General features: G+C 65.5%; 15 protein-coding genes. 9 read left to right on the forward strand and 6 right to left on the reverse strand.

Going from position 1 to position 19,949, the window contains the following annotated elements; all coding sequences use genetic code 11:
* The first annotated feature begins 258 nt into the window (after positions 1–258).
* Entirely contained in the window at positions 259–1,170 is a 912-nt protein-coding gene (locus Dsi01nite_RS24070; RefSeq protein ID WP_203848508.1) for a ParA family protein, read from the forward strand.
* Positions 1,171–1,180: 10 nt separating this feature from the next.
* A complete protein-coding gene (locus Dsi01nite_RS24075) occupies positions 1,181–1,588 on the forward strand; it encodes a hypothetical protein (RefSeq protein WP_203848509.1) in 408 nt (135 codons plus the stop codon).
* A gap of 4 nt (positions 1,589–1,592) precedes the next feature.
* On the opposite strand, the gene Dsi01nite_RS24080 is transcribed toward Dsi01nite_RS24075, so the two are convergent.
* A complete protein-coding gene (locus Dsi01nite_RS24080; RefSeq protein WP_203848510.1) occupies positions 1,593–3,731 on the reverse strand; it encodes a HelD family protein in 2,139 nt (712 codons plus the stop codon).
* Between the two features lie 400 nt (positions 3,732–4,131).
* Here Dsi01nite_RS24080 and Dsi01nite_RS24085 point away from each other — a divergent pair, with 400 nt between their 5' ends.
* Together Dsi01nite_RS24085 and Dsi01nite_RS24090 are read left to right on the forward strand one after the other, a co-directional pair.
* Positions 4,132–4,527, forward strand: a complete 396-nt coding sequence (locus Dsi01nite_RS24085; protein ID WP_203848511.1) for a helix-turn-helix domain-containing protein — start codon at positions 4,132–4,134, stop codon at positions 4,525–4,527.
* A 102-nt stretch (positions 4,528–4,629) separates the two neighbouring features.
* The gene (locus tag Dsi01nite_RS24090) at positions 4,630–5,598 is read left to right on the forward strand and encodes a DUF3039 domain-containing protein (protein ID WP_203848512.1); all 969 of its coding nucleotides are present in this window, start codon (positions 4,630–4,632) and stop codon (positions 5,596–5,598) included.
* A 225-nt stretch (positions 5,599–5,823) separates the two neighbouring features.
* On the opposite strand, the gene Dsi01nite_RS24095 is transcribed toward Dsi01nite_RS24090, so the two are convergent.
* Complete coding sequence (locus Dsi01nite_RS24095; protein WP_203848513.1) at positions 5,824–7,011, reverse strand: hypothetical protein; 1,188 nt, start codon at positions 7,009–7,011, stop codon at positions 5,824–5,826.
* A complete protein-coding gene (locus tag Dsi01nite_RS24100) occupies positions 7,004–7,531 on the reverse strand; it encodes a SigE family RNA polymerase sigma factor (protein ID WP_239136130.1) in 528 nt (175 codons plus the stop codon). Before Dsi01nite_RS24100 ends, Dsi01nite_RS24095 begins: the two co-directional genes overlap by 8 nt.
* Before the next feature lie 275 nt (positions 7,532–7,806).
* On the opposite strand from Dsi01nite_RS24100, the gene Dsi01nite_RS24105 reads away from it, so the two are divergent.
* The 4 genes from Dsi01nite_RS24105 to Dsi01nite_RS24120 all read left to right on the forward strand — a co-directional run bounded on the left by Dsi01nite_RS24105 (position 7,807) and on the right by Dsi01nite_RS24120 (position 13,792).
* Positions 7,807–9,288, forward strand: a complete 1,482-nt coding sequence (locus Dsi01nite_RS24105) for a family 43 glycosylhydrolase (RefSeq protein ID WP_203848514.1) — start codon at positions 7,807–7,809, stop codon at positions 9,286–9,288.
* The gene (locus Dsi01nite_RS24110; RefSeq protein WP_203848515.1) at positions 9,285–10,382 is read left to right on the forward strand and encodes an AbfB domain-containing protein; all 1,098 of its coding nucleotides are present in this window, start codon (positions 9,285–9,287) and stop codon (positions 10,380–10,382) included. The genes Dsi01nite_RS24105 and Dsi01nite_RS24110 overlap by 4 nt, the downstream gene beginning before the upstream one ends.
* Positions 10,382–12,190 (forward strand): glycosyl hydrolase, encoded by a 1,809-nt coding sequence (locus Dsi01nite_RS24115; protein WP_275423413.1) that lies wholly within the window; start codon positions 10,382–10,384, stop codon positions 12,188–12,190. Before Dsi01nite_RS24110 ends, Dsi01nite_RS24115 begins: the two co-directional genes overlap by 1 nt.
* A gap of 609 nt (positions 12,191–12,799) precedes the next feature.
* Complete coding sequence (locus Dsi01nite_RS24120) at positions 12,800–13,792, forward strand: HNH endonuclease (protein ID WP_203848517.1); 993 nt, start codon at positions 12,800–12,802, stop codon at positions 13,790–13,792.
* 299 nt (positions 13,793–14,091) lie between these two features.
* On the opposite strand, the gene Dsi01nite_RS58920 is transcribed toward Dsi01nite_RS24120, so the two are convergent.
* Genes Dsi01nite_RS58920 through Dsi01nite_RS24135 form a run of 3 tightly spaced genes read right to left on the reverse strand, consistent with a single transcriptional unit; the run spans position 14,092 to position 16,484 of the window.
* Positions 14,092–14,568: a very short patch repair endonuclease gene (locus tag Dsi01nite_RS58920; protein ID WP_373318822.1), complete on the reverse strand. Its 477-nt coding sequence runs from the start codon at positions 14,566–14,568 to the stop codon at positions 14,092–14,094.
* A complete protein-coding gene (locus Dsi01nite_RS24130; RefSeq protein WP_203848519.1) occupies positions 14,546–15,643 on the reverse strand; it encodes a DNA cytosine methyltransferase in 1,098 nt (365 codons plus the stop codon). Before Dsi01nite_RS24130 ends, Dsi01nite_RS58920 begins: the two co-directional genes overlap by 23 nt.
* Before the next feature lie 49 nt (positions 15,644–15,692).
* Positions 15,693–16,484, reverse strand: coding sequence for a type II restriction endonuclease (locus Dsi01nite_RS24135; protein ID WP_203848520.1), 792 nt, complete (start codon positions 16,482–16,484; stop codon positions 15,693–15,695).
* Between the two features lie 399 nt (positions 16,485–16,883).
* Between Dsi01nite_RS24135 and Dsi01nite_RS24140 the strand changes: the two genes are divergently transcribed.
* On the forward strand, positions 16,884–19,949 hold the full coding sequence (locus Dsi01nite_RS24140; RefSeq protein ID WP_203848521.1) for a hypothetical protein: 3,066 nt from the start codon (positions 16,884–16,886) through the stop codon (positions 19,947–19,949).

The raw sequence follows: 19,949 nt of genomic DNA on the forward strand, positions 1-19,949 counted from the left end.
GCTCCGAAGTCTTCTGGACTCCTCGAGAATCCGGCTCGGTGTTGTGGAATTTGCCCGTGTTGCGAGCCGGGCCGCCGGTCTTCCTGCGAGCCGGCGGATGCAGCACGGCCACAATCGACCGGCTGGGCGGTAGGCATTCGGTCTGGCGAAACCTCCGGCAGACCGGAATAGCCTCGTGCCTTCGGAGGAGCCGATCGCCGCCTCGCCGTGACAGGGTTTCACCATTGTCGAGGCCGATGGCTTTGTTGGGGTGGGTGAGTGAACGTCATCTCAGTGCTCAACTACAAGGGCGGCGTGGGCAAGACGACAGTGACGGCCAACCTGGGGGCCGACCTTGCCAATCGCGGCCGCCGGGTGCTGCTCATCGACCTCGACCCGCAGGCGAGCCTCACGTTCTCGTTCTATGCCGCTGATGAGTGGGACGCACAGCTGCGCCCGGCAAAGACGGTCCTGCACTGGTACGACTCGTTCAACTGGTCGCAGTCGCAGAAGCCGCTCCGGGACATGGTGACCGCGCCACCGCGGATCAACGCGCGGCTCAGTGATCGGGGCGGGCGACTCGACCTGATCGCGTCCGACCTCGGCCTGGTCGACGTCGAGCTCGACCTTGCCGCGGGACTGGGTGGCTCGCGCTACCAGACGTTCAACCCCGACTACCTCAAGGTCCACCGGATGCTCGCCGACGCGCTTGCCGACGACGAGTTCGATGAGTACGACGTCGTGCTCATCGACTGCCCGCCCAACTTCAACATGGTGACGCGGACCGCCGTCGTCGCCAGCGACCATATTCTGGTTCCGGCGAAGGCGGATTACCTGTCGACGCTCGGCATCACGTACCTGCGTCGCCGCCTGACCCAACTGGTCGAGCAGTACAACGGGGTCGCCGGGCCAGACCCGGAGGCAAGCATCAATCCCGAGATCCTTGGCGTGGTTTTCACCATGATCCAGTATGCGGGGTCGGGGCTGATGACGAAGTTGCGCGGCTACATCGAGAGGACCGGGCAGACGGAGGTACCGCTGTTCCAGCAAGGCTTGCGGGAAAGTAAGAATGTCTTCGCAGACACCGGCGAGTTGGGCATCCCAGCCGTGCTGGCCGCGCACACGACCGAGAACGTCGAATACGACCTGACGCAGTTGACCAGCGAGTTCATAGCCAAGACCGGGATTTGAGGAGCGTCGGGTGACCGAGCCGACCGACCGCACATACGACATGCTGCAGCAGATCGGGGAGTTCCTGAAGAAGCTGAAGAAGGAAGAGTACGACTCGCTCCTGGCCGGCGACTCCAGGCTCATGGTCGTGCCGAAGGGCGCCCGCATCAGTGCCGGTACGACGCGAACAGCGGAACCGGTGGCACTCGCGGTCGATACCGCGCAGATCGACGCCGATCTGCGCAGCCTCGGCGACCGGCAGTCGGCGGCGCGTTACCTGGACGACCTCAAACTGAAGAAGGCCCAGATTCTGCAGCTGGCGAAGGAGTTGAACGTCCACGTGCGGGCGAAGGACACAATTTCCCAGATCCGGGATCTGATCGTCGAGCAGAAGGTCGGCCACCGCCTCGCCCACGACGCCATCCTGCGCCAGTCGTAGCCGTTCAGTCGCGCAACACCTTCGCCGCAGCCTGCAGCACCTCGTCCCACTGTGCCGGAGGACTCTGCCGTCGCACACGTTCGGCGACCTCGCCGGCGAGCCTCGCCAGGGCCTCCGGTTCCAAGCCTGGAACGGCGGGCTCGGGCGGCTTGCCGCTGGCCGGTGCGGGCACGGTGACCTGCATCGGCAGCGGCTCCCCGACGCACACCACATCGAGGTGGCCGACAGTCCGGGTGAACGACACGTAGAGCATCCGGTGGCCATGCTCGTCGCCGGCCACGATGTCCTCCGGCTCGACGACCACGACGGCGTCGAACTCGAGGCCTTTCGACTCCTGTGGGCTGACCAGGTTGATCGCGTTGCCGAGTTCGCCACGGTCGGCGCTGCTCCAGTCGACGTCGTTGGCCGCCAGTGCGGACTCCACGTCGGGCCGGCACGTCGGCGGGCAGATGATGCCGACGAACCGTCGCTCGGCCGCGTGCGCTTGGGCGATTGCGACCGCTCGCCCAGCCCGATCTGCCGCCTCGACCCGGTGAATGCCGGGCCGCGGCCCATCCCGTACGACCTCGGTCGGCGCTGTCAGCGGCGCGGCGATCGGCAGGAGCAGCGCCGCGAACTCGTACACCTGCCGCGGCACCCGGTAGCCATAGCGAAGCTGCGCGACTGTGCGCGGGTGAGTACCCGGCAAATGGGCGGTCACGTCATCCCAGCTGTCGCGGGCCCACGGCCCGGTTGACTGGGCCAGGTCGCCGAGCACCGTGAGCGACCCGGTGGCGCTCCGCCGGGCGATCGATCGCAGCTGCATCGGAGACAGGTCCTGCGCTTCGTCAACGACGATGTGCCCGTACCGTTCGGTTGGGCTTCCATTGACGAGGAAGTCCACCTCATCGAGGAGCGGCAGGTCGTCTCGGCTCCAGATCTGTTCCGACAGCCGGTCTGCACTGCGGCGGCGCAACTGTGCGATCTCCGCGGCCGTGAACTCGTCGCCGGCGGCCAGTCGCAGCCGGTCTCGGGAGCCGAGCAGATCGCGGAGGAGCGCCGGCGGGCTCAGTTGGGGCCAGAGCCGCTCGAGCAGATTGTCGACGGACCGCTGGCGGGCTTGGACTGCTGTGACGCCGCGCTGTTCGAGCAGCCCGGTCAGGACGGCACGCAACTGCGCACGGCGCTGCGCATAGTGGCCGGGTCCGTCGCGCAGTGCAGCGACAGCCGCGGCAATGTCTGCGCCGGGGATTGTGACGAACCGGCCGTCGATCTGCAGTCGTTCGGCTGGCTCGGGTCGGCCGATGCGCTGCTGCACCGCGCGGGCGAGAAGCCCGGCCATGCGCGCTTGGCCTTTCATCCGACTCAACGGCACCGATTCGGGCCGGCCACGGCTGACTGACGGGCCGAGCTGCGTGATGTCACGCTGCACCACATCCCGCTCGCCGAGGCCGGGCAGGACGGTGCTGATGTATCGGGTGAACGTCGGATGCGGCCCGACGACGAGCACCCTGGAGGTGCGCAGCCGGTCGGGGTGATTGACCAGCAGCCACGAGACACGGTGCAACGCGATGGCAGTCTTGCCCGTGCCCGGGCCACCCTCGATGACCAGGACGGTATCCAGGGGAGCCTCGATGACCTCGTACTGCGCGGCCTGGATCGTGGCGACAATGTCGCGCATGCTGCCGGTCCGGCCCTCGGCGAGCGCGCGGAGCAGCGCAGCGTCAGGCCCCTGAGGTCTGTCCGGCATCGCAGCTGTGAAGACGACATCGGTGAAGTCGTCGATCGTGTTGCCTGTGCAGTGAAAGGTCCGTTTACGGGTCAGCCCATGGGGATCGGTGTGTGTTGCCCGGTAGTAACGCCGAGCCGCCGGGGCCTGCCAGCCGATGACAAGGACCTCATGCCGCTGGGGATCGCGGATCAAGTGTTTGCCGATGTAGAGCGGTTCCTCGCCGACCTCGTCGATCCGGCCGTGCGCAATAGCACTGCCGGTGGCGCCGAGCGCATCCTGATGCTGTTTGGCGTACTTGGCGAGCTGCGCGGCTGCCGCACCGTGGGCGCCGGCGTTCGCGGCGTCACCGGCGGCCGTCCTGGCGTGCTCTCGGGCCTCGGCGGCATTGTCGAAGTACTGCTGCTCACTGTCGATCTCCGCCGCTGAAGCCATTGCTGCCCTCGTGTTGATGGCCGTAGAACCGTTCGCCCACAGTACTGATTCCGAGCCCGGTACCGGTGACCCGGGAAGTTGGAGCCCGTAGACATTGATGCCGGAAAGACCATCCGAAAGGAGGCTCGTGTGAGGTCTGCGAGGCCGTGGCTGGCCGGCGGAATGGCAGCGCTGTAAAGCACACCGCCAGGCTCGGATGTTGTCACACCTGACCCCCTGACCACACCAGTCCATCCCATCCACAACCTCCCCGAGCTGCAACATCGGCTTGAAAGCCGGACTGAGCGGGTGTCTGCTCGGGTGCCACGACAGTTGATCTGCCCGCCAGGCAGCTGGTAGCATCTGTGACATCTGAGATAGCTATGACATCTGGGACGACCAGCCAACCTGTGGGTGAACCATGCGCGCGATCGACACCTCTCAAGTTCCTGCCGAGCAGTTCGACCAGCTCGAGCACGCCGCTGCCAAGATCTCGCCTGAGATGCTCGACGTCATTCGAGCGCTGACTGAGTCTGTTCGTGCGGGTGCCGAGATCGCTGCGTTCGAGCCGACCGCCGCGCTCACCCCGAATGAGGCTGCCGATCGCCTCGGCATGAGCCGTACACACCTGTACAAGCTCCTCGATCGTGGCGAGATCGCGTTCGACCGTGTCGGCCGCGACCGACGCATCCCAGCCGCCGAACTCGTCAAGTTCGAGCGTCGCCGCCAGAGTGACCGCCGCGAACTGGCCGAGCGCTTCGCGAGCCAGCAACAGAGTCGTTCCGCTGCGATCGACGAACTTGCCGACCTGTTCTGAATCGACCGTTCGGCTGGGGGTGCGTCGTTCGCGTTCCCGGCCTGCGGTACCCCGGACAATGGTCCAGTGGAATCCCGACGGGCCCGCCCAACCCTCCGAGTCGTGCAGGATGATCTACTCGCCGGATGGGAGTCGCCGCATGCCCAGCCGCAGGCCGGCGTTGGTGGACGCGACCCGCTCTCACCGCTGAGCGAGCTGCCGCATCCGATCATCCGGAAGGCACTAGAGAGCTTCGGCGATGACCCTGAGTGTGACAACTACGTTGGTCGGATAAAGAGCAGCACCCGTCTCGTGCTATTCGAAATCAAGTCCGGCCAATGGCGCGGCGGCGTGTGGATCGATCCGGAGACCGGAGTCTTCTGGCTCATTGCAGCTGGACTCGCAAAGGGTGGCCACAAAGACCACGACGACTTCTATGAACGTGTGAAGCGTGCCGACCAGTCCGGCGAGATCGACAGATGGCTTCCAACCGATGACGATCGCCGGCAGCTCAAGCGCGAAACCGCGGCAAGGATGTTGACTGACTGGGAGCTCAATCTACAGCGTGTCGTGCTCGAAGCCCTGCGAACGGTCGCTGAAGGCGGAACCACGGCCTTCGCTCTTCCGCACCCGGCGGACCCGGCGAAGCGGTTCGGAGAATGCACGCTGACCGTGGCGCAGGTGCACGAACCGGATTTTGAGTACGAAGAAACAGTTGTCGAGATCGACTTGGCGAACGAGTTTTGCGGGTCCAACCTGGGCTGGCAGGCGACGATCCGTGTTCTGATCTCCATCAGCCCGCCCGAAACCAGCTGGGACCGCTTCGGCGACAGTTACTCGACAATCAGCGAACTGAAAAGCCACTTCCTTCGTGTCGACGAGCTGCAGGCAATCACCGACCGCGGCCAGGTTGCACAGTCGGATCCGAACGATATGGCGCACTACACTCACAAAAATAACCTCGCCCTCAGTTCGGTCGAGGGCCTTGGTGTCCGGTCCATGTGTGGTATCTACTTCGTTCCATATCAGGATCACGAATCCCGGCCCAAGTGCCCCGTGTGCGAGGAGCGCTACCTCAAACTGCCTACGTAGATGCACATTCGTGGGCCGCTCTTGAGGCATGGCGTCGCTAGCGGCAGAGGTCGATCACCTCGAACTGGGTCCGTGGACCTTGCCGCTGTCATCGACGGGCACCTCGGCCAGCACGGTCTCACTTGCAGCGTGCTGTCCCAAAAGGTGCTCGCGTGAGGACTCGCCCGGGACGGGTGAGCCCGGCCCGGCGGTCGGTGACCGCTGGACCGGGCTCGTGCCGTTGTGTCAGCCCTGGACGATCTGGATCTTCCCCGGCTTCTCGTCGCGGGCCGGGTAGTCGGCGCCCTTGTCGTCCTGCGCCGACGCCCAGAGGCTGCGCTCGGCCTGCTCCGGCGCGGCCGGTGCGGTCACCTTGAAGGTGAGGACCTTGGTGCCGCCCGCCGGGATGCTGCCGCCGAGGCACGCCACCGGCAGCACGTCCGGCTGGATCGTGCAGCCCGAGACCACCTGGATGGTCCACGTGTCGGGGAGCCCGAGCGCGACGCGCAGCTTGCCCGGCGTGGCGAACTGGGCGTTGTTGCGGACGGTCACCTTGAGGGTGCCCTGCCAGGTGCCGGAGCCGGTCGCGGTCATCGTCAGCTTGTCCGCGGTGGGGGTCAGGTCGGTGACGTACGGGCTGGGTCCGAACGTGGTCGGCCCGCCGGTCTGGGTGAACGCGGTGCCGTTCCAGCCGTAGGTGCGCCACTGGTGCTGGGACGCCTGTGCCGCCCCGCAGCAGGGCCGGTACTCGCCCACGTCGACCTTGACCTGGCCGTCGTCGCCGGCCTGCACCTCCCAGATCGTCTCGATGTCGGTGCCCTGCTTGCCCTCGTTGCCGGCGCTGCCGACGACCTGGCCCAGGGTGACGATCGTGCCGGTGGTGTCGCGGTCGAAGGTGAGCACCTTGAAGTCGTCGCCCTGCGGGCTGCATGCCAGGAGCATGACGGTCTCCTGTGCTCCGTCGTGGTCGACGTCGACGTACGCAGGCTCGCCCTGCAGCTTGAGGGCGCCCGCCTTGCCGTTGCTGAACTTCACCGAGCCGTGCGGGCAGCTCTCGGCGAAGCCCTTGGGCCACGAGGGGATGGAGAGGGTCGCGTTGCCGAGGTCGGCCTTGCTGATCCGCCCGTCCGGCGCCGAGGGGGTTGCGCTCGCCTCCGTCGTGGGTGCGGCCGGCGTGGTCTGGACCACGCTGGGGGAGCCGCCGGGCGTTGCCGGCGGCCCGTTGGAGTCGCTTCCGCTGGCTGCGTAGGCCGCCATGGGCGTGGCGATGGCGAGTGCGGCGAGGGTGCTCGCGGCGATGGTTCGCACCTTGCGCCGGTGCTGCACCGTGGCGCGTGCGGCGGTGGTGCCGGCGGGCTTGACGTAGGTGGACGCCTCGCTGTTGAAGTCGGCGAAAGCGCTGGTGAGCAGGTCGTCGTCGGCGAAGTCAGGCACGGTGGGACTCCTTGTCGGTGAGCTGGGCTGCGAGCGCGGTGCGTCCGCGGTGGAGCCAGGACTTGACGGTGCCTTCGGCGACACCCTCCTGGCGGGCGATCTCGGTGATGGGCAGGTCGGCGAGGTAGTGCAGGATCACCGCGCGGCGTTGCTGCTCCGGCAGGGTCGACAGCGCCCGGGCGAGTGCGACCCGGTCGGGGCTGGGCGCCGCCACGTGCTCCTCGACGTGCCGGCGGGCGAAGGCCATTGCGGTGCGGGCCCGCCGCCACCGGCTGGTGGCCAGATTCCAGGCGACCCGGCGGACCCAGCTCGCGGGATCGTCCATCTCGGCGACGCGCTTCCACCGGGACAGCGCGCGGCAGAACGCTTCCTGGACCACGTCCTGGGCGGCGGCCATGTCGCCGGTGAAGGCGAACAGCTGGACCGTGAGCGGCCGGAAACAGGCCGCGTAGAACTCGTCGAACCCGCTGATGCCAGCGGGCGGGCTTTCCGTCCTGTCCCCCTCAAGCAAGGTGCTCACATCGCCTTCCTCCCCATCGGCGACCGGCTATCCGGTCGTACGGCGGCAACACGCCACAGGGGTTCGAGAGGTTGCAGTACATCTTCTGTCGCCTAGGCGACAGTTTTCGGGTCCTCGGGGTTCAACGCCATCCAACACGATCCAGAGAAGCTGGCCTATTTACAACGATGGAGAGAAGTCTCTAGGATCTCGGCACGTCGATAATCCGCCATAGTCGATCGCGATCGATCACGATCGCTCATCCGGCCTCTCGCCCGCCAGCGAAGGAACCCGTCATGCCAAGACGACCGCTCAGCCATCTGCTCGTGCTGTTGCTTGCCCTCGCCGCGCTCGCTGTCATGCCCTCGGCGCCGGTTGCTGCGGCGCCCGCCACCTTCACCAACCCGGTGCGTGAGGGTGCGGCCGATCCGCACATCACGTACGCCAATGGCAGCTACTACCTGGTCTTCACCCAGGGCGACCACATCGGCATCGTCGCCGCGCCCACCCTCGCGGGCCTGCGCACCGCGCCTGAGCACCGGGTCTGGGCGGACGGGGATCCGTACCGCTGCTGCAACATCTGGGCGCCGGAGCTGCATCTGCTCGACGGTCGCTGGTACCTGTACTACACCGCGGACAACGGCGACATCGGGCAGCATCACTTGTTCGTGCTGGAGGGCGGCGCGAACCCGCTCGATCCGTACACGTTCCGTGGTGAGTTGCGGGCTACCGATCACCGGCCCGGTATTGACGCGTCGATGCTCACGCTTGGCGGGACGCGGTACCTGCTGTGGTCGGCTTGGGAGCCCGACGGGCAGGACCTGTTCATCGCCGCGCTCGCCAATCCGTGGACCGTCTCGGGCAACCGCGTGAAACTTTCAGTCCCGACGTACGCGTGGGAGCGGATCGAGGGCCTGGTCAACGAGGGGCCGGAAGCGTTGCAGCACAACGGCAGGACCTTCATCGTGTACTCGGCCAGTCAGTGCAAGTCCGCCGACTATGCGCTCGGGATGCTGTCGTACACCGGCGGCGATCCGTTGAATCCGGGGTCCTGGGTCAAGTCAGCTCAGCCGATCTTCACCCGGAACGATGCGGCGGGGGTTTTCGGGCCCGGGCACAACAGTTTCTTCACGTCGCCCGATGGGACACAGACGTGGAATCTGTACCACGCCACCGGCAATCCCGGCGGGAGTTGCGGGGGTGACCGGTCGGCGCGAGCGCAGCAGGTGACGTGGAATGCGGACGGCACGCCGAATCTCGGCCGGCCGGGGCCGACTGGGGTTGCCGTTGAGGAGCCGTCCAGCACTGGTGCGGGGCTTCCTGTTGACCAGTTGGTGTCGCTGCAGGTGACGACGCCCGGGTTCACTGATCGGTACCTGCGTCATCGGGACGGGCTTGGGATTACCTCGCCGGTGACCGATCAGCTGTCGCGGGACGACGCCACGTTCTGGGTCCGGCGCGGGTTGGGTGATCCGGGTTGTTACTCGCTCGAGTCGAAGAACATTCCTGGTGCGTATCTGCGGCACAGCGCGTACCGGATCCGGCTGGGCGGTAATGACGGGTCGGCGCTGTTCGCGGCGGACGCTACGTTCTGCAGCCGTACCGGGCTGACCGGCAGCGACGTTTCGCTGCAGTCGAAGAACTTCCCCGACCGGTTCGTGCGGCATGCCAATGCGGAGGTCTGGATCGGCGCGAACGGTGGCGCGCAACCGGGTGACGGTCCGGGGTCCTATGCCGCTGACGTTACCTGGCACATCTCCGCGGCGCTGGCACCATGAAACGGCTTCTTGTCGCGCTGCTGCTCGTCGCTTCGCTCGGCATTGCCGCACCCGCGCATGCCGAAACCAACGGTGGCACGAGGATCATGCCGCTCGGGGACTCCATCACCGACGGGTTCAACGTTCCTGGTGGCTATCGCATCAATCTGTGGCAGTCGCTTGCCGGCAGCGGCCAACAGGTGGACTTCGTCGGTGGGCAGTTCAACGGGCCTGGCGACCTGGGCGACCACGACCACGAGGGACACCCGGGCTGGCGCATTGACGAGATCGCCGCGAATGTCAGCGGCTGGGTCGCCGGTACGGCGCCGCGCACGGTGCTGTTGCACATCGGTACCAATGACATCATCCAGAATTTCGATCTGGCCGGCGCGCCGGGGCGGCTGTCGGGGTTGATCGATCGGATCACCGCTGCGGCGCCGGGTGCTGATGTGTTTGTCGCCTCGATCACGCCGCTCGCGGATCCGGGGCGCGAGGTTCATGTCAATGAGTACAACGCCACCATTCCTGGCATCGTGGCCGGCAAGGGGTCGCGCGTGCACTTCGTGGATATGCACGCTGCGCTGAGCGTCGCTGACCTTGCCGATGGGGTGCATCCCAATCGCGGTGGGTACGACCGGATGGCCGCCGTTTGGGCGGCGGCGCTGGGCGCCGGGCTAACCTCGCTGCGGGTTACCACGCCGGGTTTCACTGATCGGTATCTGCGGCACCAGAACGGGCTGGCGGTTACCTCGCCGGTGATCAGTCAGCTGGATCGGGACGACGCCACGTTTCGGGTGGTGCCGGGGCTGGCCGCGGCTGGGTGTTCGTCGTTCGAGTCGCGGAACTTTCCTGGGTACTTTCTGCGCCACCAGAACGGCAGGGTGCGGATCAGCTTGAATGACGGCTCCGCGCTGCTGCGGGCCGATGCGACGTGGTGTGCCTCGTCCGCTGCTGGTGGGGTGCGGCTGGCGGCGTACAACTTCCCGGGCTCGTTCTTGCGGCACATCAACAGCGAGGTGTGGCTCGCGACGCCGGGCGGGCCGAACGCCTGGGACAACCCGGCCAGCTTCGTGCCCGACACGACGTGGGCCCTCGAATCCCCTTGGAGCCCGTGATGCGCATTTTGGCTTTGGTACTGCTCACCGGCGCTTTGGTAGTTCCGGCGGGTGCCGCTTCTGCTTTTGAAGCTTCGGTCCTTGAAGCTTCGGTCTTTGAAGCTGAGGACGGCGCTCGGCAGGGGGTTGAGGTGTACAGCGCCGTGCCGGGGTATTCCGGCAGCGGTTATGTCGGCGGGTTCGATGCCGCCGACGACCAGGTGACGATGACCGTCCAGAGTGCTGGCGGCCTGTTCGACCTGACGTTGCGGTATAGGTCGCCGTACGGGGCGAAGAAGACCAGCCTCCTGCTCAACGGCACGCCGATCGGGGACGTGGACCTGCCCGGCACCGACGCCTTCACCGACGTCGCCGCGGGCCGGGTGCTGCTGAACCCTGGCGCCAACACCATCACCGTGCGCAGCAACTGGGGGTACTACGACATCGACGCAATCCGGCTCACCGACGCACCCGCGCCGCCCCCGCACCATGTATCCGGCGTGCCGGTGAACCCGTCAGCGACGCCGGCGGCCCGGGGTCTGCTTGGGTACCTGGCCACCCACTACGGCCGGGACCTGCTCTCCGGCCAGCAAGACATGGCCGGCATCCAATGGCTGGAGCAGAACGTGGGCCGCGCGCCCGCGATCGCCGGTCTCGACCTCATGGACTACTCGCCGAGCCGGGTTGAGCGGGGCGCGACCAGCCACGCTGTTGATGAGGCCCTGGCCTGGGACGCTCGGGGCGGAATCACCACCCTCGTCTGGCACTGGAACGCGCCGTCCGGGCTGATCGACCAACCTGGACGCGAATGGTGGCGCGGGTTCTACACCGATGCCACAACGTTCGACCTCGCCACCGCGCTGGCGAACCCTTCCGGCGACGACTATCGCCTGCTGCTGCGCGACATCGACGCGATCGCCGTACAACTCCAACGGCTGCAGCAGGCGGGGGTGCCAGTGCTGTGGCGGCCGCTGCACGAGGCCGAGGGCGGCTGGTTCTGGTGGGGCGCGAAGGGGCCTGGTCCGGCGAAGGAGCTCTATCGGCTGATGTACGACCGGCTGGTCCACCACCACGGCCTGAACAACCTGATCTGGGTGTGGAACTCGGTGTCCCCGGAGTGGTACCCGGGCGACGACGTGGTTGACGTGCTCAGCTACGACTCGTACCCGCAGGCCGGCGACCACGGTTCGGTGAGTGGTACGTACGACCGGCTGAAGTCCCTTGGTCAGGACCGGAAGCTGGTGGCGCTGGGTGAGGTCGGCGCGATCCCTGATCCGGTGCTGACCCAGGCGTACCGGGCGGACTGGAGCTGGTTCGTCACGTGGGGCGGCGAGTTCCTGACGGGTGGCCAGCACAACTCACTGGACTTCCTGCGCCGTGTCTACGCGGACCCGGCCGTCATCACGCTCGACGAGCTCGGCGACTTCAAGCACCAACCCGGCCCGATCTCCGCCCCGGGCAGCAAGTGCGTAGACGTCGCCGGCGCGAACCCTGCCTCCGGTACCCCCATCATCCTGTGGCACTGCATCGGCGGCGCGGCCCAAACCTGGACCGTCCACAATGACCGGACGCTACGGGCGATGGGCAAGTGCCTAGACTTGATCGCGACGGCGGCCACCGACTGGGGCGTCCGCAACGGCACCGAGGTGCAACTGTGGGACTGCTGGGGCGGCCCGATGCAGCAATGGGTCCAGCAACCCAACGGCAGCCTGCGCAACCCCAACTCCGGCCGTTGCCTGGACGCCCCCAACGGCAACACAACGCCGGGCACCCGCCTGCGAATCTGGGACTGCAACGGTTCACCAGCCCAAAGTTTCCACACGCCGTAACGACTATTAGCGTTTCATCGAATTCGACCTGGCTCGCTACCGCGACCGTCCGACTTCGGTCGCGGTAGATTGGGTCGACAATCCCGAGAAGCTCAGTTCTACCTGAGGGTTCACATCGGTTTTGGGCGATTCGTCGACGGTGCGCGTCATGGGGGTCAACGGCAACAGCGCCTACGCCACAGGCAGTAGTCCTATCGGGAATGTTGGCCGCGACCGCTCACCGATTAGGCGACCGCTTCATTCGTGTTATCAAATCGATAGCAAAACTGTCCGGTTGTGCGAGGTCGATGAGGCGGGCGTGGCGGCTGGACATGCCTGTGGTGACCTACTCAGGAGTCGTAGATGCCTGCAGTCAATGCGTTGTAATCGGAAGTTTTCGGGCCTAAGTCTGCCATTGGCTCTCTAGGTCAAAGCCTCAGCGTCCAGCCGGGCATTGCTTGCCGTCCTGCGGCGCCCGCACTCGTACATCCCAATGTCGAGTGATCTCAATACCGCTGTGATGCTCGAGGCGGCCGCAGAAAGGCCCATGAGCGGGGAGCCGGACCATCTTGTAGGCTGAGGGTGCGAATCGCCCACCGACTTCTGTCGGTTCGCACAGGGAGCCCTCAGGTGAGAACTGCTCAAACGTACGTCGATCTTGGGTTGGCAGAGGCCCATGAGCAGTGGCTCGCGATCGAAGCTCGCACCCTCGTCGCAGGTCGCCGGCAAGCCGTTTTCGAGCCGGTGGAGACTTTACTCTGTCTTGCCGCCAGCCTGGTCGTCGACCACAGACGTTACGGTGGTTCGTCGAACCATCGAGCCGAAGAGCCAGTGCCAACTCTCGCGCAGCTCTTCCGTCGGCCGAATAGCAGCATTCTCGCCAAGATGGCGAACCTCTACGGAACGCGATCGAACGGTGGACGGGGCGAAGTCGAGGCCGCAACGATCCTCCTGGCAAGTCCCGATCAGCTCGCGAAAATCTACCGCACCATATTCGCCGCTGCTCGCGAAACGGGAATCGGCGAGCGTCGCCTCCCTGACTTCCTCGACGCGGAGGACGAGTCTGACAACTTCATGCTCCTTGGGCAGGACGAACTGGACCAGGCCATTATAGAGACCGAAGTTGCTGTCGAATCGACAATCGAAGGCCATTCCTCGCTGGATAGTCGTTTAACTGAGCGGGTCCTCGCTGCCGTGATACGTGTTGGTCAACATCGGTTCGCAGCTGCGGTACTGCGCAATCAGGGGCACAGATGCGCGTTCTGTGGACTGGCTGTTAAGTCCGGGGAGAAACGTGCGCGTCGCATGCTCCTTGCAAGTCATATCAAGCCATGGAAAGATAGCGCACCTGCGGAGCGCCTAGACGTAAGCAACGGGCTGGCTGCCTGCCCGACGCATGACGTGGGGTTCGATACGGGACTTCTCACCGTGGACCTGGACTTGCGGATTCATGTGGCTCCCGAGCTTCGCGACCTTGCCAAATTCGATCCGGCTACGCGGGCAGTCTTTGGCTCGCCGCCTCTGTTCGATCGGCTCCAACTTCCGGACAGTGCCACACGACCCGGTCGGACGTATCTTGCGTGGCACCATGATTACATATACCAGGCGGAACTAGGCAGCTAGAACGTGGTTGCGATGTAAAGTTGATCGCTGGATGTGCCAGCAATCGATAGCGAGCGCCTGCGAGCAGCTCATGTCAATGGCGCCCACCGTGACTGTAATGTGCATGCTTTGTCGTGTGGCCAGCACAGGCCATCCATTCCGAACGTTCTGCAGGAGTAATGTGTCGTTGGATCGGCTGCGCGTGAATAATTCGGCCGCCGCTGACACGTCGCCGACCAATTCGGCATCCTGCACTCAAGGTCCTGCCGAGCGGTCATCCCTTACAGTATCGAGACAATCCTTGTACGGCCGAACTTGGACTACGACGGCATGCCTTCACCTGTTGCCGGTATCTCGGTATCCGAAATGATGGCTGTGGGTTCGATCGTCCGCCCCTGCAGTACTGCGGCTGCGGCCGTCTGCGGGTCGGCGCGAATGACGCACTCCCATATCCGTACAACCGTCCAACCGGCAGCATGGGCTAACTCGGTACTGCGAGTGTCACGCTCTTGGTTCCGCTGGAACTTTGCTTCCCAGAGCGCGGCGTTCGGTCCAGTGAAAGGGGTTTTGCGGCGGTGAACTGGGCAGGAGTGCCAGTAGTCACCGTCGACAAAGACGGCAATCCGTCGGCTAGGTAGCACGATGTCGGGCGTACAGCCGAATGCGATCTGACGATGGAGACGGAAGCGTGCGCCGGCCGCGTGGAGCGCGCGCCGCAGCATCAATTCGGGTTCGGTGTTGACCTTTCGTCGACCTCGGAGATGCCGACCCTGGTCAGTGCTCTGCCACTGTCGCATCGCTCAGTGACGTGCTCGTCTTACCGTGCAGGGCGCCAATGACCTTGGCGGCGAGCAGCGGCGGAACCGAGTTGCCAACCTGCGCCTGCACCGATGACCGGCTGCCGACGAAGGTGAAGTCGTCCCGGAAGGTAAAAAGCCGTTTGAGTTCGTTCACGCGCAAACGGCGGTTCTCCCAGTGGAACGGTCCAATGTACGGACCTGGCTGGGCTTGGATAGTCGGTGCGGGACGGGTGGGGGAAAGCTTGAGCAGGAACGACCAGTACTTGCTGCGCCACCGGAACTGAGGGTCAGGATGCCCTCGTTCCGCTGTGTAGTGCAGGTAGTTCTCGCCGGGTGGGACATCAGGCAGCAGGTGACCATACTTGCCCGCCACCACCTCGCCGGGCTCCGGCTCGGCAACCAGGCCTTCGAGTACTTCGCCGGCGGTGACGTGTGGTCTGTCGATGGGACCGGTGGTCCGCCGCTCCCACGTGCCTCCGTGTGAAGGGTCGGGATGGGCTGGCAGGATCTTGGTCCCCTTCGGTACGCCGAGGATGAACAGCCTCGGTCGGGCCTGTGGCACGCCGTAGTCGGCGGCGTTCAGGACCTTGGGGATCGGGATGTACCCGGCATCGTCGATCTCGCGAAGGAGCCGTTCGTAGGCGGGACGACTGGCGGTGTTGTTGTACGTGAGCGCGTAGACGTTCTCCAGCACGAACTTGTGCGGCCGGGCCTCCCGAAGTACTCGGGTGTACTCCTGTAGCAGCGACGCGGTTGGGTCCAGGCCCTTGCGTTTCCATTCGAGCCAGAAGCCCGACTTGGAGAACGGAGTGCAGGGTGGTCCACCGATCAGCAGATCCGGTCGCTCACCTGCGCGGAAGCCACCCGAGGCGAGGATTTCCTCAGTGGTGACCTCGACGATGCTTCGCGTGATCACCGACGAGTGCAGGTGGGTGAAGTTCTTCTCCATGGTGGCGGCGGCGTCGCGGTCCCACTCCACCGCCGCGCGGACCTCGTAGCCAGCGTCTTCGGCGCCGTGGTCGAGGCCTCCAGCACCCGAGAACAGCGAAATCGCCACGCCATGCTCAGCCATGTCGCCGATCATGCCAGACGGCGCAGGAAGGGCAAGTCACCCACTCCGCTCAGCTGCTCTGCTCACCCGCAGCGAGGGAGCGGTACTGCTCCAGCTCAACCTGTGCCTTCTCCAGAGCCTTCTGGTACTGCTTCTGGACCTGCTCGGAGATCTTGAAGTGGAAGTTGCGCCAGTAGCGGTAGAACGCCTCTGGGGTCTCAAACTCACCTCGCCCCTCCCTGAGCGCGTCGAGCCCTGTCACCGCGCCGATGTACTCGCGTGTCTTCGACGAGCGCATACGGCTGGCGATCCGCCAGGGTTCCTGAACGATGATCTCGAGGTCGTCTACTCGGTGATGGGCGTCATCGCGGAGGGTGTAGATGACAATGACGTCCAGGTGTGAGCGGTAGGCGTTGAACGGCCGCGGGACGCCTGGCCACGGCAGGTCGGGGTGCCGGAAGTAGGTGTTGCCGGTGTAGAGGGTGATTCGGCTCTGGGTCGACTTGCCATTGGCCGCCCGGCGGGCGCACTTGACGTCGATGGCGTGGTGCGCGTCTTGGAACGGGGAACCGCTGATCTCCAGATCTGGGTAGCCGCGTTCGGTGCCTCGTCGCACGGTACCGCCATTGGTCTGGTGAATTTTGGTGACCAGGTAGTCGACGATCGACACCTCGAGGACGTTTGCCAATGCGGCTGGCTCCTTCGGCAGCGCGAGGAGGTGCCCGCGTTCGGTGAGCTGGCGTTCGAGGTCGTGCGACCCGGTAGCGACCAACGGCCAGGTCGCGGCTTCGCTGTCGCGTCGGAAGACGCCGCCGAGGTCGAAGGTGTAGTTCGCGCACTGCTCGCGAAGCCAGTCGATCAACGCTAAGTCCGTCACAAGGTAGGTACCTTGCCAGATGCGCTGTGGTAAGTCATCCGTGATGGCGCGAGGACCGGTGGGTCTGCCGGCGTGGAGAACGCATGTGACAGCTGCATCTACCGAACCACAGGCGATTCTGCTACCCGCACGATGCATGGTCTTCTGTGAGAACGGTCGACCTGGACTGTCCGGATGGTCCACCAAACGAGGGATGAACCGTCGAGTCGGGAATTCTCGTGCCGCCGGTACGTTGTCCGAGAAGGTCTAAGACGAGCGCGGGCAAGTGGCCTATCACACTGAAAACGCTCGGCATGTGCGTGGATGCTGGAGCCACTCAGCGGTGGACGCGGCCACAGTGTTTGTCCGGCACCCGAACCTTCGCGGCGGAGGAAGTGGCGGCGTATGGACGTGCAGAGTTGGGAACGGGTGCTGCTCCAGGATGTTCTGGATCGTGGTCGCCCGGGCGAGCGTCTCTATCTGTATGTCGATCGGGAACTCCTGGGGCGCCTTTCCGGAATGGATCCGGCGGACGCCGTCGCGGACTTTTGTAATGCGGTGCGATCGTCCGAGCCAGGCAGGCCATTCGTCAAGGCTGCACTGGCCGCCTCCCGTTGGCGGGATCGGCATTTCTCAGGTCCGCCTGGCTTCGTGGCGGCACTCGCTCTGACGGTGCTCGCCGTTACGGAGGTACCACTCGGTGGCAGCAACGGCATCTACCGGCGCCAGAACGAACTTCTCGGACGCCCACCGACGCCCACCGAGCCTCCGGGATATCGCGATCACGTTCCGGGGATGTGGGCTGTCTGGAACGAGTGGCTCGACGGCCCTGGAGCTGCATATGGGCGGTCCAGTGCCCGAAACCACGGCCGTTGGACTCTCCAGGGATGGTCCCGCAGCCAAGGACTCATCCGGCATATCGATCGGATTCGTATCGAGCAGTTCCTGTCTGACACGGCCACCGCACGCTCTCGAAGTCCGTTGGCCGCGGAGTTCGTCGAGTGGCTGCGATACCGCGGCTCGGCCGGAGCTGACCTGTTGGCACGGTTCGCGGACGACGCTGCGATGCAGGTGGTCCAGGACGTCCTGGATGACGAGTCTGAACGCCTCCGACGCGACGGCCGACGGCCGACGGTGCACCGTGGTAGCCGAGCGATGCTGCACTACGACGACTGGCTCGGCGAGTTCGGCGGCGCCGTCGCCGTAGACCCCACATGGTACGGCCTCACGCTCGACCTGGGCGACGACGAACCCTACGTGGCGGGGCCGTTCGACACGGTGCTGGTTCTGCGAGCGGGAGTGCCGGATGGTGATGTTCTGGGTTCCGGCGTGGAACTCGAGCTGGCTGACCGCGTCACAGTGACCTTCGGCGGGGAGGACGCCTACGTGATGGCGGACGACCCCGCTGTCTCCGGCCGGGTCCAGTGCAGGACCGTGACTCATCCGTCCCTTTACCACGTCCTGGTGCGCGATGCCCATCTCCACGGGCTCGCGCGTACATTGCGCGCCGACGGCATCGACCGGACGGCTAAGCCCAGCGTTGTCCCTGGCTGGTCCTGGTTGGAAAATGTCCCGCTTGAACCTGGCGCGCAGATCTTGTCGGCTGTCGGCCTGACCGCAGCTGTACCCGGCCCGCCGAGTCGGTCACGGCTGGATGGAGGCCTCCAGGTCGCCCACAGCACGTACCTGACCGGCGGTGAGCCCGACTTCGTAATTGATAGCGACGCCGCCTTGCCCGGACTGACCTTGGACGGCGCCAGGCTTCCTGTCACGCCAGGACAACGACGGGTCAGCCTGGCCGATCAGCGTCCGGCACCTGGCACTCATCGGGTCGCATCCGACCTGGGCGATCGGACCTTCGTCACCATGGTCCACCAGCAGGACCGGGCCCGTGCCGGTGACATCTGGCGATCCGTTACCTTGACCTCAACGGGCTTACATTTCTCAGAACCGACCCGCATGGCACAGCCAGACGTCGGGCTTGCAGGGGCAGTGCTGCGAGGGGCCAGCCTTCCGCCGTCGATCACTGTCCGCCGCCCTCCAGGTACGGAGTGCCTCGTCGTCACCGACGAGGGCGACGTATCGGAGGTATGGCCGTCAGCTCCGCCGTGGCTACGGGCCATTGGGGTGGAGCCGCACTTCGTCAACGTGATGCAGGCCGTCAGAACCTTGCCAGCGCCCCCAGCGTTCTTCGTCGTACGCTCCGGAAGGCGGCATGTCGCACACGTCGTGGAGATCCCGCTCAGCACGCCGCAGTTGCCTGGACGTGTGCCGTCCCAACCCCGTCCCAACCTCGTCGGTGAACTCTTCACCGGCCCAGGACCGCAATCCTCTACCGCCGATGCCCGCTTCCGGAGCGCCCTGTCCAAGGCAATCCTCCGCAAAGTCGCTACCCGCGGCGACTATCCACCGTCCTGCCGTCCCACCGCCATGCGGGACGACGTCCAACAAGGACCACGCGTCGATAACCCATATGACGACGTCCTGACCTGGTTGTCGGAGCGGGAACGCGGCAGGGCATCGCAGTCACTCTACGCAGAGACCTGGGCATGGGCATGTGCCCGCTACGGCCATGCTGACATGGGCGGTGCGTGGAGAAAGTCTCTCGGCACCCTGATGTCGCTCGGGTTCATCGAACGGGACTATGCACGTCAGGAGGTCGCCATCGCACCTGCCGCGCTGAGCGCCATACCATCATCCGTCGGAGTCTTCGTCCTCACCGGTGCGCGCCCGAGAAGGCTGCTGGAGCGGATGGACGACCCCAACGATCCAGACGCTTCTGTCGCCGCCGCAGTCGATACCTGGGTCTTACATCTCCGCACGGCGGTTGACGCCACAGGACATGCCGCCGGGCCGACAACCGTATATGTCGAATGCGAGACCGCCGACAACGGCGTCGTGCAGGCCGGGCTGTCCGCTCTAGGGGTGACCCTGCAGGGCGACGTCGGTACGCACCTGTTGGAAGGTCTGCCGTCGCTGCGGCAGCTGCTCGTCACCGGGACGCAGCTCACGCTATCACCTGGACGGGAGCCGCGACTGCGCGCGATGAACGCTGGCGGCGTATGGGTATGGGCACCGCGAAACGACGACCGGGCCCGCGGCCTCTACTGCTACCCGATCAGGGGGCGCCGCAGTTTCGCCTGGCGAACCGAGCCTGACGGGGCTTTGGTCGCAGTCGACGCCGACGCCGGCGAATGGCTCGCCCGGCTCAACCGCGGACAGTCAACACTGCTGGCGTATGACCCACTCGGCAAGAAACTGGTCGTGCGGGGCGGTCTGCAGCCGCCGGCACTCCTCCACCGGGCGTTGTGCCTGCGAACTGGACTGCCGGCCTACATGATGACCTCGGGTGGTCTCGGCGCATACCGTTGGGTTTACGAGAATGTTGACAACGTGGCAGCCGAAAGAACCGCGGACCTGCTCGGACAGACCCTCCAGTACACCCACCGCACGATGAGGACGGCGTCATGA

The organism is Dactylosporangium siamense (genome assembly GCF_016862795.1).
In the GTDB taxonomy this organism is placed as follows: Bacteria; Actinomycetota; Actinomycetes; order Mycobacteriales; family Micromonosporaceae; genus Dactylosporangium; species Dactylosporangium siamense.

Excerpts from the sequence above, each read along its gene's own strand:
- Dsi01nite_RS24105 (WP_203848514.1), top strand. The coding sequence starts at position 7,807 with ATGCCAAGACGACCGCTCAGCCATCTGCTCGTGCTGTTGCTTGCCCTC.
- Dsi01nite_RS24140 (WP_203848521.1), top strand. The coding sequence starts at position 16,884 with ATGGACGTGCAGAGTTGGGAACGGGTGCTGCTCCAGGATGTTCTGGAT.
- Dsi01nite_RS24110 (WP_203848515.1), top strand. The coding sequence starts at position 9,285 with ATGAAACGGCTTCTTGTCGCGCTGCTGCTCGTCGCTTCGCTCGGCATT.
- Dsi01nite_RS24080 (WP_203848510.1), bottom strand. The coding sequence starts at position 3,731 with ATGGCTTCAGCGGCGGAGATCGACAGTGAGCAGCAGTACTTCGACAAT.
- Dsi01nite_RS24115 (WP_275423413.1), top strand. The coding sequence starts at position 10,382 with ATGCGCATTTTGGCTTTGGTACTGCTCACCGGCGCTTTGGTAGTTCCG.
- Dsi01nite_RS58920 (WP_373318822.1), bottom strand. The coding sequence starts at position 14,568 with ATGCGACAGTGGCAGAGCACTGACCAGGGTCGGCATCTCCGAGGTCGA.
- Dsi01nite_RS24085 (WP_203848511.1), top strand. The coding sequence starts at position 4,132 with ATGCGCGCGATCGACACCTCTCAAGTTCCTGCCGAGCAGTTCGACCAG.
- Dsi01nite_RS24130 (WP_203848519.1), bottom strand. The coding sequence starts at position 15,643 with ATGGCTGAGCATGGCGTGGCGATTTCGCTGTTCTCGGGTGCTGGAGGC.